General features: G+C 69.9%; 14 protein-coding genes. 8 read left to right on the top strand and 6 right to left on the bottom strand.

All coding sequences use genetic code 11. The annotated features are described in order from the left end of the window. Window positions 1–104: 104 nt before the first annotated feature. From BKA24_RS09820 to BKA24_RS09805, 4 genes are all read left to right on the top strand, one after another. Complete coding sequence (locus BKA24_RS09820; RefSeq protein ID WP_184217572.1) at window positions 105–575, top strand: NfeD family protein; 471 nt, start codon at window positions 105–107, stop codon at window positions 573–575. Continuing rightward, window positions 572–1507 (top strand): SPFH domain-containing protein, encoded by a 936-nt coding sequence (locus BKA24_RS09815; RefSeq protein WP_184217570.1) that lies wholly within the window; start codon window positions 572–574, stop codon window positions 1505–1507. Before BKA24_RS09820 ends, BKA24_RS09815 begins: the two co-directional genes overlap by 4 nt. Continuing rightward, on the top strand, window positions 1504–2316 hold the full coding sequence (locus BKA24_RS09810) for a glycerophosphodiester phosphodiesterase family protein (RefSeq protein ID WP_184217568.1): 813 nt from the start codon (window positions 1504–1506) through the stop codon (window positions 2314–2316). Before BKA24_RS09815 ends, BKA24_RS09810 begins: the two co-directional genes overlap by 4 nt. A gap of 81 nt (window positions 2317–2397) precedes the next feature. Further along, entirely contained in the window at window positions 2398–2760 is a 363-nt protein-coding gene (locus BKA24_RS09805; protein WP_184217566.1) for an RNA polymerase-binding protein RbpA, read from the top strand. Window positions 2761–2764: 4 nt separating this feature from the next. Here BKA24_RS09805 and lnt read toward each other — a convergent pair whose 3' ends face one another. From lnt to BKA24_RS09775, 6 genes are read right to left on the bottom strand one after another with little or no spacing between them, the layout of a single operon-like run. After that, entirely contained in the window at window positions 2765–4330 is a 1566-nt protein-coding gene (gene lnt / locus BKA24_RS09800; protein WP_184217564.1) for an apolipoprotein N-acyltransferase, read from the bottom strand. A 23-nt stretch (window positions 4331–4353) separates the two neighbouring features. After that, complete coding sequence (locus tag BKA24_RS09795) at window positions 4354–4905, bottom strand: gamma carbonic anhydrase family protein (protein WP_184217562.1); 552 nt, start codon at window positions 4903–4905, stop codon at window positions 4354–4356. 34 nt (window positions 4906–4939) lie between these two features. Further along, entirely contained in the window at window positions 4940–6442 is a 1503-nt protein-coding gene (locus tag BKA24_RS09790) for an amidohydrolase (RefSeq protein ID WP_184217560.1), read from the bottom strand. Further along, window positions 6439–7092, bottom strand: coding sequence for an FMN-binding negative transcriptional regulator (locus tag BKA24_RS09785; RefSeq protein ID WP_184217558.1), 654 nt, complete (start codon window positions 7090–7092; stop codon window positions 6439–6441). Before BKA24_RS09785 ends, BKA24_RS09790 begins: the two co-directional genes overlap by 4 nt. A 52-nt stretch (window positions 7093–7144) precedes the next feature. Beyond that, a complete protein-coding gene (locus BKA24_RS09780; RefSeq protein ID WP_184217556.1) occupies window positions 7145–8134 on the bottom strand; it encodes an Fpg/Nei family DNA glycosylase in 990 nt (329 codons plus the stop codon). Next, the gene (locus tag BKA24_RS09775; protein WP_184217554.1) at window positions 8134–8670 is read right to left on the bottom strand and encodes a ribose-5-phosphate isomerase; all 537 of its coding nucleotides are present in this window, start codon (window positions 8668–8670) and stop codon (window positions 8134–8136) included. The genes BKA24_RS09780 and BKA24_RS09775 overlap by 1 nt, the downstream gene beginning before the upstream one ends. A 124-nt stretch (window positions 8671–8794) precedes the next feature. Here BKA24_RS09775 and pepN point away from each other — a divergent pair, with 124 nt between their 5' ends. The 4 genes from pepN (at window position 8795) to BKA24_RS09755 (ending at window position 14459) form a co-directional block, all read left to right on the top strand. Beyond that, window positions 8795–11341, top strand: coding sequence for an aminopeptidase N (gene pepN, locus BKA24_RS09770; protein WP_184217553.1), 2547 nt, complete (start codon window positions 8795–8797; stop codon window positions 11339–11341). A 116-nt stretch (window positions 11342–11457) separates the two neighbouring features. After that, the gene (locus BKA24_RS09765; RefSeq protein ID WP_184217551.1) at window positions 11458–12372 is read left to right on the top strand and encodes an ABC transporter ATP-binding protein; all 915 of its coding nucleotides are present in this window, start codon (window positions 11458–11460) and stop codon (window positions 12370–12372) included. After that, on the top strand, window positions 12369–13199 hold the full coding sequence (locus BKA24_RS09760; protein WP_184217549.1) for an ABC transporter permease subunit: 831 nt from the start codon (window positions 12369–12371) through the stop codon (window positions 13197–13199). Before BKA24_RS09765 ends, BKA24_RS09760 begins: the two co-directional genes overlap by 4 nt. A gap of 9 nt (window positions 13200–13208) precedes the next feature. Further along, window positions 13209–14459 carry a sensor histidine kinase gene (locus tag BKA24_RS09755; protein ID WP_343066060.1) on the top strand — a complete coding sequence of 417 codons (1251 nt, stop codon included), beginning with the start codon at window positions 13209–13211 and terminating at the stop codon, window positions 14457–14459. The last annotated feature ends 2 nt before the right edge of the window (window positions 14460–14461 follow it).

Here is a 14461-nt window from a genome sequence, read left to right as displayed (position 1 = left end):
AGCCGGGGCACGCTCGATTCGACCCTATCAATCGGGCCCGTTCCCCCTCCGCCCGGGGAGCCGTTGGTAGGGTGCGAGGACACGCCCCCGGGGAAGGAGCCGCCGTGTTGCCGGATCTCGTCCAGTACCTGTGGATCGGCTGGTTGGTGCTGGCCGTCGTCTTCGTCATCATCGAGCTGCTGACCCTCGAGTTCACTTTCCTGATGCTCGCCGCGGGAACGCTGATCGGGGGCCTCGGCGTGAACCTGCTCGGCGGCGAATGGTGGCTCCAGGTTCTCGCGGCCGCAGGTGTCGCGGCACTGCTCCTGTTCACGATCCGGCCGCTTCTGCTGCGAGCGCTTCACCGCTCGAGCCAGCACATACCCACGAACGTCGACGCGCTCACCGGGATGTCGGCGCGCGTCGTCGGCGCCTTCACCGACGGCGACGGAGCGGTGAAGCTCGACAACGGTGAGACCTGGACCGCCCGCCTCGCCGACGCCTCCGCATCCGTCGCACCAGGTCAACGCGTGACCGTCACCGCCGTCCGCGGCGCCACCGTTGTGGTCGCGCCCGAAGAAGGGACCCCCGCATGACCCTCCCCCTCAGCGTGAACGTCGGCGCCTTCGTCGGCCAGATCTTCATCGTCGTCCTGCTGGTCGTCATCGCGATCTTCGTCGTGGTGGTGCTGTTCCGCTCGATCCGGATCATCCCCCAGGCCTACTCGGGGGTCGTGGAACGGCTCGGCCGCTACCAGCGCACACTCTCCCCCGGCCTGAACATCCTGATCCCGTTCATCGACCGCCTGCTGCCGCTCGTCGACATGCGCGAGCAGGTGGTGTCGTTCCCGCCGCAGCCGGTCATCACCGAAGACAACCTCGTCGTCTCGATCGACACCGTCGTCTACTTCCAGGTCACCGATGCCCGCGCGGCAACGTACGAGATCAACAACTACCTCGGTGCCGTCGAGCAGCTCACCACCACCACGCTCCGCAACGTCGTCGGCGGCCTCAACCTCGAAGAGGCGCTGACCAGTCGCGACAACATCAACACGCAGCTCCGCGTGGTGCTCGATGAAGCGACCGGCAAGTGGGGCATCCGCGTCTCGCGCGTCGAGCTGAAGGCCATCGACCCGCCCGTGTCGATCCAGGACTCGATGGAGAAGCAGATGCGCGCCGAGCGGGACCGCCGCGCCGCGATCCTCACCGCGGAGGGCTCCAAGCAGTCGCAGATCCTCGAGGCCGAAGGTCGCCGCCAGGCGGAGATCCTCCGCGCGGAGGGTGACAAGCAGGCCGCTGTCCTGCGTGCCCAGGGCGAGGCGGAAGCGATCCAGTCAGTGTTCGACGCCATCCACAAGGGCAACCCCGACGAGAAGCTGCTGGCCTACCAGTACCTCCAGACGCTGCCGAAGATCAGCGAGAGCTCGTCGAGCAAGCTCTGGATCATCCCCAGCGAGTTCACCGACGCGCTGAAGTCCTTCAGCACGGCATTCGGCGGCAAGACGCCTCCCCCCGCACCGCCGGCATGAGCCATCCGTGGTTCGCCGGGCAGACCCTCCCCCGCGTCCTCGCCCACCGCGGGTTCGTCCCGCATGATTCTGAGAACGTCGCCGAGAATTCCGTGGCCGCGCTGGCGGCAGCTCGCGCCGCGGGCACGGTCTACCTCGAATCCGATTGCCACCTGACGTCAGACGGTGTCGTCGTCCTCTTTCACGACGACGATCTGAGTCGCGTCACGGGTGATCCGCGACCGGTCGCCGACGTGACCTCCCGCGAGCTGTCGGAGATCATGTCGACGCGGGGCGGCCTGGCGACGCTGAGCGACGCCCTCGATGCCTTCCCCGACGCCCGCTTCAATCTGGATGTGAAGGCTGCGGCCGCCGCCACGGAGGTCGGACGCCTCGTCGCGCGGCATGCCGACAGGGTGCTCGTGACGAGCTTCTCCGACGATCGTCGCCGCGCGGCCCTCGAGGCGGCGCGTGCGAAGGGTGGGGATCCGGCGACATCGGCCGGTTCCGCCACGCTCGCCCGCGTCCTCCTCGGCGCGAGGACGGGGCTGCGGACACTCGCGCGATCCGCACTCGACTCGGTGGATGCTCTCCAGGTGCCGGTGCGACATCGCGGCATCCGTATCGTCACGCCGCGCCTGATCGCCGCAGCGCACGAGGCGGGAGTCGAAGTCCACGTCTGGACGGTCAATGACCCCGAGGAGATGGTTCGCCTCGTCGCCCTCGGGGTCGATGGAATCGTGTCCGACGACGCGGCGCTCGCGGTGCACACCCTCGTGCGCGGGAGAGGAACCGATTCACTACCCGGAAGTCCTGAACATCGGCTGTGAAAACGGCGGCCGGAGCCGGTCGTTCGGATGAACTCCACAGGTGAGTTCGTTATACCTGAAGGTTGACGAGAGGACCACACAATGGCAGATCGCAGCCTTCGCGGCATGCGTCTCGGCGCTTCGAGCCTACAGAGCGAAGAGGGCGTCGTATTCGTAGAGCGCACCAACCACACGTACGTCTGCACGCAGTGCGAGCGTGACACGGTCATGACCTTCGCGGCCGATGCCGAGGTCCCCGAGGCCTGGGAGTGCCGCACGTGCGGCGCCGAAGCGCTTCGTCGTATCGGCGACACCGTCGCCGAGGTCGACCACTCCGGCGACAAGGCCGCCCGTACCCACTGGGACATGCTGCTCGAGCGCCGCACCGTCCCCGAGCTCGAAGAGCTCCTCGAGGAGCGCCTCGCGCTTCTTCGGGAACGTCGTGGCGAGCGCCTGAGCGCCTGACCCTTCACACCTGAGCGGCGCCGTCCTTCGCGGGCGGCGCCGCTTTCGTGTGCCGTCTGGCCCGCACGAGGATGCCGCACAGCGCCAGGGTCGGCAGGGCGAGCCAGCCCAGGAGCCACTGCACGGCCGGGCCGAGGACGACGCCGGCGGTGAGGCCTGAGCGCAACGGCACGTCGACGAGGAGCGCACCGCTCGTGTCCGCCGCCAGCGCGTCGATCACGGAGCCGTCGGGCGCGATCACCTGACTGGTGCCCACCGTCGAGATGTTGACGACCGACCTCCCGGTCTCGATGGCACGCATCCGTGCGAAGCCGAGCTGCTGGAGGTTCTCGTCGGTGCCACGGAAGTCCGCGTTGTTGGTCTGGAACATGTACACCTGGGCGCCCTCGTTCGCGCCGTCCCAGATCACGTCGTCGTAGATGACGTCGAAGCAGATCGCGAGACCGACGCCGACGCCGTCGACGTCGAAGAACGGGGCGTTCGTGCCGGGGGTGTACTCGCGCTGGATGCGCCCGATGAGGTCGGGCGCGAGCGCCTCGAAGAACCACCGGTCGGGGACGTACTCCCCCATCGGCACGGGGTTCGCCTTGTCGTGGATGGCGAGCGGTCCGTCGGCCCCGGCGCGCCACAGCAGCGACGTGTTGTAGATGTGCTCGCCCCGCTCCGTCGCACCGTTCACGATGAGGGGCGCGTCCAGCTCCTCCGACAGATCATCGAGCGCGCGTCCGACCGAGCGATTGCCGATCGGGTCGGCATCGATGCCGCCCTCAGGCCACAGCAGCACGTCGAGATCCTCGCCGATCAGCGGCGCGGTGCCGTCGAGCTGCGCCTGGAAGACGGCGTAGGGCTCGCGTTCGTCGAAGTAGCCCGAGGGTCCGTTGCCCTGCACCGCTCCGACGCGCATCGACCCGGCATCCACCGTCGGGAACTGCGGGATCAGCACGAGCACCAGCGCACCGATGACGGCGGGGAGGGCGAGCGTCGCGTGCCGCCACACCCGCATCCGGACGGCCTCAATGCCCGCGGCGGTCACGAACACCATCGCGAAGGAGAGTCCACTGACCCCCAGCCACGAGCTGAGCTCCGCCAGCGGGCTCTCCGACTGGCTCATCCCGAGGCGCCCCCAGGGAAAGCCCGTGTACGGCCACGAGCCGAGAAACTGCTCCCGCGCGGTCCAGGCGGCCGCGACCAGCGCCGGAAGGGCCAGCACCCGTCCCCAGGCACCCGGGAGCAGCTGCGGCAGCCAGCGATACGCGAGCGTGAGGAACGCCGCGGCGACCGCACTCAGCACGGTCTCGACACCGGCGAGGGCGAACCACGGCACGGGACCGAGGTAGCGGGTGATCCACTCGATGTGGAGCAGGTAGAAGGATGCCGCGAAGGCGGCCCCCACGAGCATCGATCCCCCGATCGACCGGCCGATGAGGGTGAGAAGCGACAGGGCGACGCCGACGAACGCCAGCGGCCAGAGGCCGACGTCGGGGAAGGCGAGATCGAGCACGGCTCCGCCGGCGACCGCGACCGGAATCGCCCACCACATCGACAGCAGCGGACGGACGGGCTCGGGCATCCTCCGAGCATCCCCCAGTCGTCTTATGAATCAGCTGGACACGAGTCGGTCGCCTCGGAGTGCGCGGTCACGTGCGCGAGGTACACGGCCGCGTTGCGGAGCAGCCCCGCGCGCTCGTCGTCCGTGAGGGCCCGGCGCACCTTCGCCGGCACGCCGGCGACGAGCGAACCGTCGGGCACGACGGTGCCCTCGAGGACCACCGCTCCCCCGGCGATGAGGCATCCGGCGCCGATGACCGCGCCGGAGAGCACGACGCTGCCCATCCCGATCAGCGATCCGTCGCCGATGCGGCATCCGTGCACGACGGCGTTGTGACCGACCGACACGTCGTCGCCGATGTCCACCGGGTGCGCGGCGTCGACGTGCAGAGACACGTTGTCCTGGAGGTTGCTGCGCGCGCCGACGCGGATGGGCGCGCTGTCGCCCCGCAGGACCGCGTTGTACCAGACGCTCGCCTGCTCGCCCAGTTCGACCGCCCCCACGAGGCGCGCGCCGGATGCGACGAACGCCGAGTTCGGGATCCGGGGGCGCGCTCCGGCGACGGTGAGGACGGCGGCATCCGTGGCGATGGTCATGGGGCGAACCTCTCTGTCGGGTGTCGAGGGGCGATCAGGCGTCGAGGTGGGTCAGTCGTCCGGCCAGCAGTGTCGCGTGGGCGCGGGTCGCTCGGAGGCGTGCGTCGTCGGAGGCGAGCGGATCGCGGTCGATCAGCGCCAGGTCGGCCACCATGCCCGGCTCGAGGGCGCTGCCCGTCGAGGTGCCGCCGGCGGTCGAAGCCGCCAAGGCCGTCGCCGCATCGAGGGCCTGGTGCGGCTGCCAGGGCGCACGGCCGCCGCGGGTACGGTGGACGGCCGCGGCCATGGCGGCCCACGGATCCAGGGGTGATACCGGCGCGTCCGAGCCGAAGAGGAGCGTCGCCCCGGAATCGGCCAGCGCGCGCAGTGGAAAGGGCTGCGCCGTCTGGTCCGCCCAGATGGTGTCGGTCAGGTCGCGGTCGTCCACCGCGTGCTCGGGCTGCACGCTCGCGGCCACGCCGAGGCGGGCGAATCGGGGGATGTCGGCGTGAGCGACCAGCTGCGCGTGCTCGATGCTGCCCGACGCGCCGGTCAGCGCGAAGGCGTCGAGGGCGTGCGAGTTGGCGACGTCGCCGATCGCGTGGATCGCGCAGTGGATCCCCGCTCCCGTGGCGCGGGTCATCAGCTCGACCAGTTCGTCCGGGGGCACCGTCATCACACCGAAGTTCGAAGGATCGCCGGGATAGTGATGGGAGCAGGCGGCCGTGCGGGTGCCGAGTGAACCGTCGGTGATCGCCTTGAACGACCCCATCCGGACGAGGCCGGCCGGGTCCAGGGCGTCCCCGGTGGCGAGGCCCTCCGCGATGGCCCGTTCGAGCAGGGCGGGGTACACGCCGAACGACACGCGCGTCGTGTCGAAACCCGCATCGATTCGGCGTGACCACGCCTCCGCGTTCCAGGCCATGTCGAGGTCGACGACGCCGGTCACGCCACGGGATGCCGCGGTCTGCAGGGCGTCTCGCACGAGCCCGTCCGCCACGGCGGTGTCGATCAGATTGAGACGGCGCGAGATCTCGAACGCCGGCTCCTCACGGACGACGCCGTCGTCCTGGATCTCGAAGCCCTCCCGGCGGAAGGCGGCGGAGTTCATCCACACGCTGTGCACATCGGCATTGATCAGGTAGGTCGGCACGTCCCCGGTCGCCCTGTCGAGCAGGTCCGCCGAGGGGGCGTCGGGCCAGAGCGCGTCGCGGAATCCGGTCCCGACGCGTCGCCCGTCGTCGAGGATGCGCGCCCGGCCCATCACGGCCGCCGCCTCCGCGGCGCTCGCGACCTCGCCGAGGGCGACGCGCTGCGCCACGAGAGCCCACTGCACCGTGTGGATGTGGTGGTCCCACAGTCCCGGGACGAGCCAGCCTCCGGTGCCGTCGAGCACACGGCCGCGCCGGGGAAGTCCCCCGGTGGGTGCGATGTCGACGATCACTCCCCCGCTCAGATGCACGTCCACGGGGTCGTCGCCGAACGGGTCGATCCGGTCCGCACCGGTCAGCCTGACCCCCGAGATGACATCGACCCCGTCGCCGCGGTCGAGGCTCATGCCTGCTCCGCCCGGGCGGTGCGCATCGCGTCGTGCGCGCGTCGCATCTCTGCGGGAAGCCGGGGGTCCGCGTACGGACTGCGGGACGACTCGAGCTGTTCGATGATGGTGTCCACCACCTCGTCCGATTTGTTCTGGCTGAGCTTGCGCTTCGCGACCACGCGGGTCGGCGTCAGCCGGAACCCGATCGTGCCCCGTTCGAGCTTGTGAACGAAGTCCGGGTCATTGGGTGCGGTCCACATGCCTCGTGGCGACGGCATGGCGCTCTCGAACCGATCGACGAGGCGTTCCAGCACGACGAGATTCTCCTCCGGGCTCAGGATCTCGGGAACGCCGCTCAGATGGATCGAGACGAAGTTCCACGTCGGCACCGACGCGACGTCGCCGTACCACCCCGGTGAGATGTACCCGTGGGGCCCCTGCACGACCAACAGCAGCTCTCGGGTACCGAGGCCGTGGATCATGTCGTCGGGGCGACCGACATGCCCGACGACGGTGAGATCATCGCGGTCCGCGTCCAGGAGCACGGCGTAGTGCGAGGCGACCAGTCCGTCGTCGGTGCTGCTCACGAGCGTCATCCACGGGTTCGCGTCGATCACTCGGCGAAGCTCCGCGGTATCCGTGAAGGCGAAGCTCGGATTCTGTCTCATTGCGGCATCCTCGGGTCGGGTCGTCAGCGCGGGTCGGGTCGGAGGGCCGGGCTCAGGCCTGGCATCGCGGGCACCAGTACAGCTTGCGGGCGGCCATCTCCTCGAGGACGATCGCCGTGCCGCAGACGCGGCACGGGAGTCCCGCGCGCCGGTATACCCAGTGGCGATCGTCGCGGCTGGCCATCGCCCGCCGGTACGACTCGGCGTCGAGTCCGTCCATCGTCATCATCTGGCCGGTGTCGACACCGATGGGCAGGAGCACCACCCAGTCGCGCCAGAGCGAGCGCAAGACGTCCTCCGGAACCTCGCGTCCAGGGGTGTGCGGATTCAGTCGGGCACGGAAGAGCATCTCCGCGCGGTAGACGTTGCCGATCCCGCTGACGACCTTCTGGTCCATGAGCAGCTGCCCGATCGCGGTCGGCTTGCGCCTCGCGGCGGCGAGGAAGCGCTCCTCCCCCGCGGCCGGGTCGTCGACGAGCGGATCGGGTCCGAGGCTCGCCACGGTCGCGAGCATCTCGTCGGGCGTCTGAAGCTGGCAAGCGGTGGGACCACGCAGGTCGGCGCACATGGTCTCGGTGAGCAGGCGGAGTCGCACCTGGCCGACCACGGCGGGCGGCCACTCCTCGAGGTCCTCGTCCAGACCGCGCGTCTGCTCGCTCATCCGCACCGCACCTCGGGCGCGGCGAGGGGCGCCGATGGAGGCGAGGGAGTTCTCACCGGCATCGTCGAACACGGCGTCCGTCCCGCGCTGGCCGGTCTGCCCCATGCGCCCGTTGGCAGACGCGATCGTCGGATCGAGCAAGATCTCACCGGCGAAGTCCCAGGCCCCGTAGATCCCCAGATGCACCCGGAGCCACACGTCGGAGTCGAACTCGAGGAACATCTGCTTGCCGACGGCGCGCACCCGGGTGGGGGTGCGCCCGGTGAGGACGGCCGCGCCCCCGGCGAAGCGACCCTGCGGACTCGAGGCCGTCACCACTCGGCCGACGAAGTTCCGGTCGAACTGCCGGGCGATCCGGTGGACGGAGTGCCCCTCCGGCATCAGCCCGCTTCCGGGTCGAAGCTGTCGGAGGCGTCGAGCACGTCGGGGGTCGCCGCGCGCGGGTCCGGTTCGAGCGCGCCGTCGGCCTCGAACGCGGCGAGCTGCCCGATGCGGCGAGCGTGCCGCTCCTCGCCCGAGAAGGGAGTCGCGATGAAGCGGTCGATGAATCCGGCGGCCTCGTCGAAGGTGTGCTGACGCGCACCGATCGCGATGACGTTGGCGTCGTTGTGCTCGCGGGCCAACTCAGCCGTCGACAGGTTCCAGACGAGCGCTGCACGGATGCCGCGGACCTTGTTCGCCGCGATCTGTTCGCCGTTCCCACTCCCCCCGAAGACCACGCCCAGCGCGTCGACACCGGCCGCTTGGTCGCGGACGACCGCCTGGGCCGCACGGATGCAGAACGACGGGTAGTCGTCGGCCGGGTCGTATTCGATCGGGCCGTGGTCGACGACGTCGTGACCGGCGGAGGCGAGGTGCTGCCGGAGGCGGGCGGAGAACTCCATCCCGGCGTGATCGGTGGCGATGTGGATGCGCATGTGACGATTCTAGGGACGCGGCTCCCGCGGCCAGGCCGCGCGTCGGCGTAGGCTGTGACGGTTGCCGTCGGCGCCAGCAGCGCCCGTCCACGGCATCCCACCCTCACCCCTGGGAGACACGCACGTGCCTGGAGAGAATCTCACCCGCATCGAGGCGCAGGAGCGCCGAGCTGTCGTCGACACGCAGTCCTACGAGATCGCGCTCGATCTGACCGCCGGCGACGAGGTGTTCACCTCGCGCAGCACGGTCCGCTTCACCGCGACCGACGGCGCCTCGACCTTCATCGACCTGATCGCGCGCGACGTGCGCGAGATCACGCTGAACGGCCGCACGCTCGACCCCGCCACCGTCTTCTCCGACTCGCGCATCGCACTGGAGGGCCTCGCGGCCGAGAACGAGCTCACCGTGCTCGCCGACTGCGAATACACCAACACCGGCGAGGGGCTCCACCGCTTCGTCGACCCCGTCGATGGCGAGGTCTATCTCTACTCGCAGTTCGAGGTTCCCGACTCCCGCCGTGTCTTCGCGGTCTTCGAGCAGCCCGACCTCAAGGCCACGTTCCGTTTCACGGTCACCGCCCCGGCCGCATGGAAGGTCGTGTCCAACTCCCCCACGCCCGAGCCCGAACCCGCCGGCGAGGACTCGGCGACGTGGTCGTTCGAGCCGACCCCGCGGATCTCCTCGTACATCACCGCGCTCGTCGCGGGCCCCTACGAGCAGACGTTCTCCGAGCTGACGAGCGCCGACGGCCGCGTCATCCCGCTCGGCGTCTACGCCCGCAAGAGCCTGTGGCAGCACCTCGACGCCGACTACGTGTTCGAGAAGACGCGGCAGGGCTTCGCCTACTTCGAGGACAAGTTCGGCGTGCCGTACCCGTTCGCGAAGTACGACCAGCTGTTCGTCCCCGAGTTCAACGCGGGCGCCATGGAGAACGCGGGTGCGGTGACGTTCACCGAGACGTACGTCTTCCGCTCGAAGGTGACCGACGCCGTCAAGGAACGCCGAGTCGTCACGATCCTCCACGAGCTCGCACACATGTGGTTCGGCGACCTCGTCACCATGAAGTGGTGGAACGACCTGTGGCTCAACGAGTCCTTCGCCGAGTGGGCCTCCACGATCGCGACGGCCGAGGCGACGGAGTGGACCGAGGCGTGGACGACGTTCAACGCCATGGAGAAGACCTGGGCGTACCGCCAGGACCAGCTTCCTTCGACGCACCCCGTCTTCGCCGAGATCAACGATCTCGAGGACGTGCAGGTGAACTTCGACGGCATCACCTACGCCAAGGGCGGCTCCGTCCTGAAGCAGCTCGCCGCGTGGGTGGGGATCGAGGCGTTCTTCGCCGGGGTCTCGGCGTACTTCCACAAGAACGCCTGGGGCAACACCGAGCTGAGCGATCTCCTCGTCGAGCTGGAGGCGACCAGTGGCCGCGAGCTGACGACGTGGTCGAAGAAGTGGCTCGAGACCGCGGGCGTGAACACGCTGGCTCCCGAGATCCGCGTCGACGGCGACGGCGTGATCACGCGCTTCGCCATCGTGCAGACGGCCCCCGCCGACTACCCGACGATCCGTCCGCACCGCCTCGGCGTGGGCTTCTACTCGCTCCAGGACGGCGCGCTCGTGCGCACGCACTACAGCGAGCTGGACGTCGACGGGGACCTCACCGAGGTCGCCGAGCTGAAGGGGCTGTCGCAGCCCGACCTCGTCCTGCTCAACGACAACGACCTCGCGTACGCCAAGATCCGTCTCGACGAGCGGTCGCTGCAGACGGCGATCGCCCACCTCGGGAAGATCAGCGACCCGCTCGCCCGATCGCTCGTGTGGGGCGCGGCGTGGGATCAGACCCGCGACGCGGAGGCGTCGGCCACCGACTACATCGACCTCGTCCTGCGCAACATCGCCGGCGAGACCGAGTCCACCACGGTGCGGACCACGCTCGCCCAGCTCCAGCTGGCCGCGAACTCCTACGTCGCCCCCGAGACGCGTGAGGCGGCACGGGAGCGGGTCGCCGAGGGCCTCTGGCAACTGGCGCAGGACGCGGATGCCGGAAGCGACAGCCAGCTGCAGTTCGTCACGGCTTTCGCGTCGGCGGCGTCTACCCCCGACCAGTGGCGACGGGTGGCTGCGGTCCGCTCCGGCGAGACCGCGCTGGCGGGCCTCGAGGTGGACGCGGACCTGTCGTGGGCGCTGCTGGTGTCCCTCGCGGCCGGCGGAGCCGTGGACGCTGCGGAGATCGACGCGGCCCTCGCCGAGGACAACACCGCGAAGGGCGGCGAGTTCGCCGCGCAGGCTCGGGCCGCGCTGCCGGATGCCGCGTCGAAGCGAGTGGCATGGTCGGCGCTGGTCGAGAACACGGACCTCCCCAACACGGTCGTCCGGTCCGCCGCGCTGGGCTTCGTCCACCCCGCCGGCGTGGAGGCACTCGCGGGCTTCGTCACCGACTACTTCGACATGCTCCTGCCGGTGTGGGAATCGCGTACCTACCAGATCGCCCAGTACCTGATCGTGGGCCTCTACCCCGCCTCGCTGGCTGACACAACGCTGCGCGACGCGACGCGGTCGTGGCTGGCTGAGCACACCGACGCCCCGGCGGCGCTGCGGCGACTCGTCGCGGAGAACCTCGCCGGCGTCGAACGCGCGCTGTCGGTGCAGGAGCGCGACGCGCAGTAGTCCGACCCTTGCCTTCGACGGGCATCCTCCTGCGGGGGGATGCCCGTCGTCGTGAGGGGACGATGATCCCACTGAGGGGGGACGCGCCGTGTCCCCGGCATCCGTAGCGTGAAGGCATGATCGTTGCAGAAGGCCTCACCAAGAGGTACGGAGACAAGACCGCCGTCGATGACGTGAGCTTCACCGTCCGATCCGGCGCGGTGACGGGATTCCTGGGGCCCAATGGCGCCGGCAAGTCCACCACCATGCGGATGATCGTGGGGCTCGACCGTCCCACCTCGGGACGGGTCACCCTCGACGGACGCGACTACCGGTCGCTGCGCTCGCCGCTGACGGAGGTGGGGATCCTCCTCGACGCGAAGGCTGTGCACACCGGCCGCAGCGCCCGCAATCACCTGCTCGCCATGGCAACGACGCACGGCATGCCGCGTTCGCGGGTGGACGAGGTCATCGAGGTCACCGGACTCCAGAGCGTCGCGAAGCGCCGCGCCGGGAAGTTCTCGCTCGGTATGGGGCAGCGCCTCGGCATCGCGGCGGCACTCCTCGGCGACCCGCAGACCCTGATCCTGGATGAGCCGGTGAACGGTCTCGATCCCGAGGGCGTGCGGTGGGTGCGTCAGTTCGTGCGCGCGCAGGCCGCATCCGGGAGGACGGTGCTCCTGTCCAGCCATCTGATGAGTGAGATGTCCCTCACCGCAGATCACGTGATCGTTCTCGGGCGAGGGCGCGTCCTCGCCGATGCGAGCATCAGCGATCTCGTGAACGCCTGGACCCGAAGCGCCGTCACCGTACGGTCGCCGCGCGCGGCCGACCTCGCGCAACTGGTCGCCGGCGCCGACGTCACCGTCACGTCGTCCGAATCGGGTGTCCTCGACATCACGGGGATCACGGCCGCCGCCGTCGGCGACCTCGCCGCGCAGCACGGCATCGCGCTCCACGAACTGACACCGCGCAGCGGCTCCCTCGAGGACGCCTACCTCGCGCTCACCGAAGGCTCCGTCGAGTACCGCACCCAGGGGGCAGCATCATGACCACCACGATCGACACCCGCGCCGCGGCGCGCTCCAGTGCGCCCTCGGCGCCCTATCGCGTGAACTTCATCCGGGTTGTCCGGAGCGAGGCGATCAAGCTGTTCTCGCTGCGCTCGACATGGTGGTCCCTGGGTGTCACGGTCCTCCTGGCCGTGGGCATCTCCTTCCTCGTCGCGGTGCTGACCAACAGCGTGCCCGAGGAGTTCCGTGGGCAGGTGCCCGTGAACCCGATGAGCGCGGTCACCGCTCCGCTGCAGTTCACCATGCTCGTCGCCGGCATCCTCGGCGCGATGGCGATCACGGGCGAGTACTCGACCGGCATGATTCGATCGAGCCTCACCGCGGAGCCGCGCCGCGGCGCCGTCCTCCTCGCGAAGGCGCTCGTGGTCGCCGTCACCCTGATGGCGGTGACCGTGGTCACCTCGCTCCTCTCGATCCTCGTGGTGACACCCCTGTACGGCGGGGACGGCTTCGCGTGGGACGACGCGGAACTCACCTGGATCCCGCTCGCCTTCACGATCATCGCCATGGCGACCTTCGCGCTCCTAGGGCTGGGGTGGGGCTTCCTGATCCGGAACGGGGCGGGCGCGATCGCGGCGACCGTCGGCATCCTTTTCGTGCTGCCGATCGTCATGAGCCTGTTCGCGATCGGCGGCGAGTCCTGGCAGTGGCTGATCGATCTGTACGACTACCTGCCCTCGTCGGCGGCCGCCGGCCTGACGACAGACCCGAGCGCCGACACGCTCCGGAACGTCATCGTCCTCCTCGCCTGGCCCGTGGCCGCCCTTCTCGGCGGCTGGACCGTCCTGCGCGCGCGTGACGCGTAAGGTCTTGGCGTGACGAACCGAAGCCGCAGCTCCTCCGCTGAGGGGGAGCTGCGGCTTCCGCGTCCGCCCGGCCTCCTGCGGCGATACTGGGCGCGGCATCCGCGCTTCGCCGATATCCTCATCGCGGCCGTGTGCCTGATCATCTCGTCGGTGCCGTTCATCGCGGTCTCGGTGCTGCCGGACGACATCGGACCCCGATCCGGCGACGGGCGGGGAGTGCTGCCCACCCTCGGAGTCGTCGTCGCCCTCGGATGCCTGGCTCTGCTCGTGCGACGCCGACATCCTCTCCTCGTTCTCGCGACGTCCTACGTCGTCGCCCTCGCGTATCTCTTCGCGCCCGCACCGCTCAGCGGTCCTCTCCTGCTCGTCGCCACGTACACGGTCGCCGTGTACGTCAGTTCTCGTGCCGCCTTGATCGGCGTCGGGATCGGGATGGCGGTGCTCGCCGGCACCGGTGTGATCCTGTCCTCCGCGGGGGTGATCTCGACCACCCTCCTTTGGGGTGCGCTCGTCAATGAGGGGGTGAATGCGGTGATCGGCGGTCTCATCGGCGCGAACGTCGGTTCGCGGGCGCGATACGTCGCCGCGCTCATCGATCACTCCGAGCGTCTCGTCGTCGAACGCGACCAGCAGGCCCAGCTCGCCGCCTCCGCCGAGCGCGAGCGCATCGCGCGCGAGATCCACGACGTCGTCGCGCATTCGCTGACAGTGATGGTCGCCCTCGCCGAGGGTGTCGCCGCGGCCGGCGACGCGGAGCGGTCGCGTCCCGGCGTCGAGGCCATCGCGGCGACGGGAAGGGAGGCGCTGCGAGACATGCGGGCGACCCTCGGCATCCTGCGCGACTCCGACACGGCCCCGCTCGCCCCCCTCGCCCGCGACACGACGGCGGACACGGTCTCGTCCGCACGCGCCGCCGGATTCGACACGCGACTCGTCGTCTCGGGCGACCCCGGCGATCTCGATTCCCGCACGCGACTCGCGGTGTCACGGATCGTGCAGGAGGGAGTCACCAACGTTCTGCGGCACGCGTCAGCGGCGACCCGCATCGACGTCGCGATCTCGTACGACGCGAGCGGAGTCGCGGTCAGTGTGACGGACGACGGCCTGCCGGCGGCCGCCGACGGGGAATCGGCCGGCTTCGGGCTGCGAGGGCTGCGCGAGCGCGTCGGCCTCGCGGGCGGAACGGTCACCGCGGGGCCACGCCAGCCGCACGGCTGGTCCGTCGCCGCCCACCTTCCCCGACAGGAGTACAGCGCGTGAGC

Source organism: Microbacterium marinum (genome assembly GCF_014204835.1).
Classification (GTDB): Bacteria; Actinomycetota; Actinomycetes; order Actinomycetales; family Microbacteriaceae; genus Microbacterium; species Microbacterium marinum.
The sequence above is the reverse complement of the archived record's forward strand: the minus strand, read 5'-3'. Positions and strand labels throughout refer to the sequence as shown.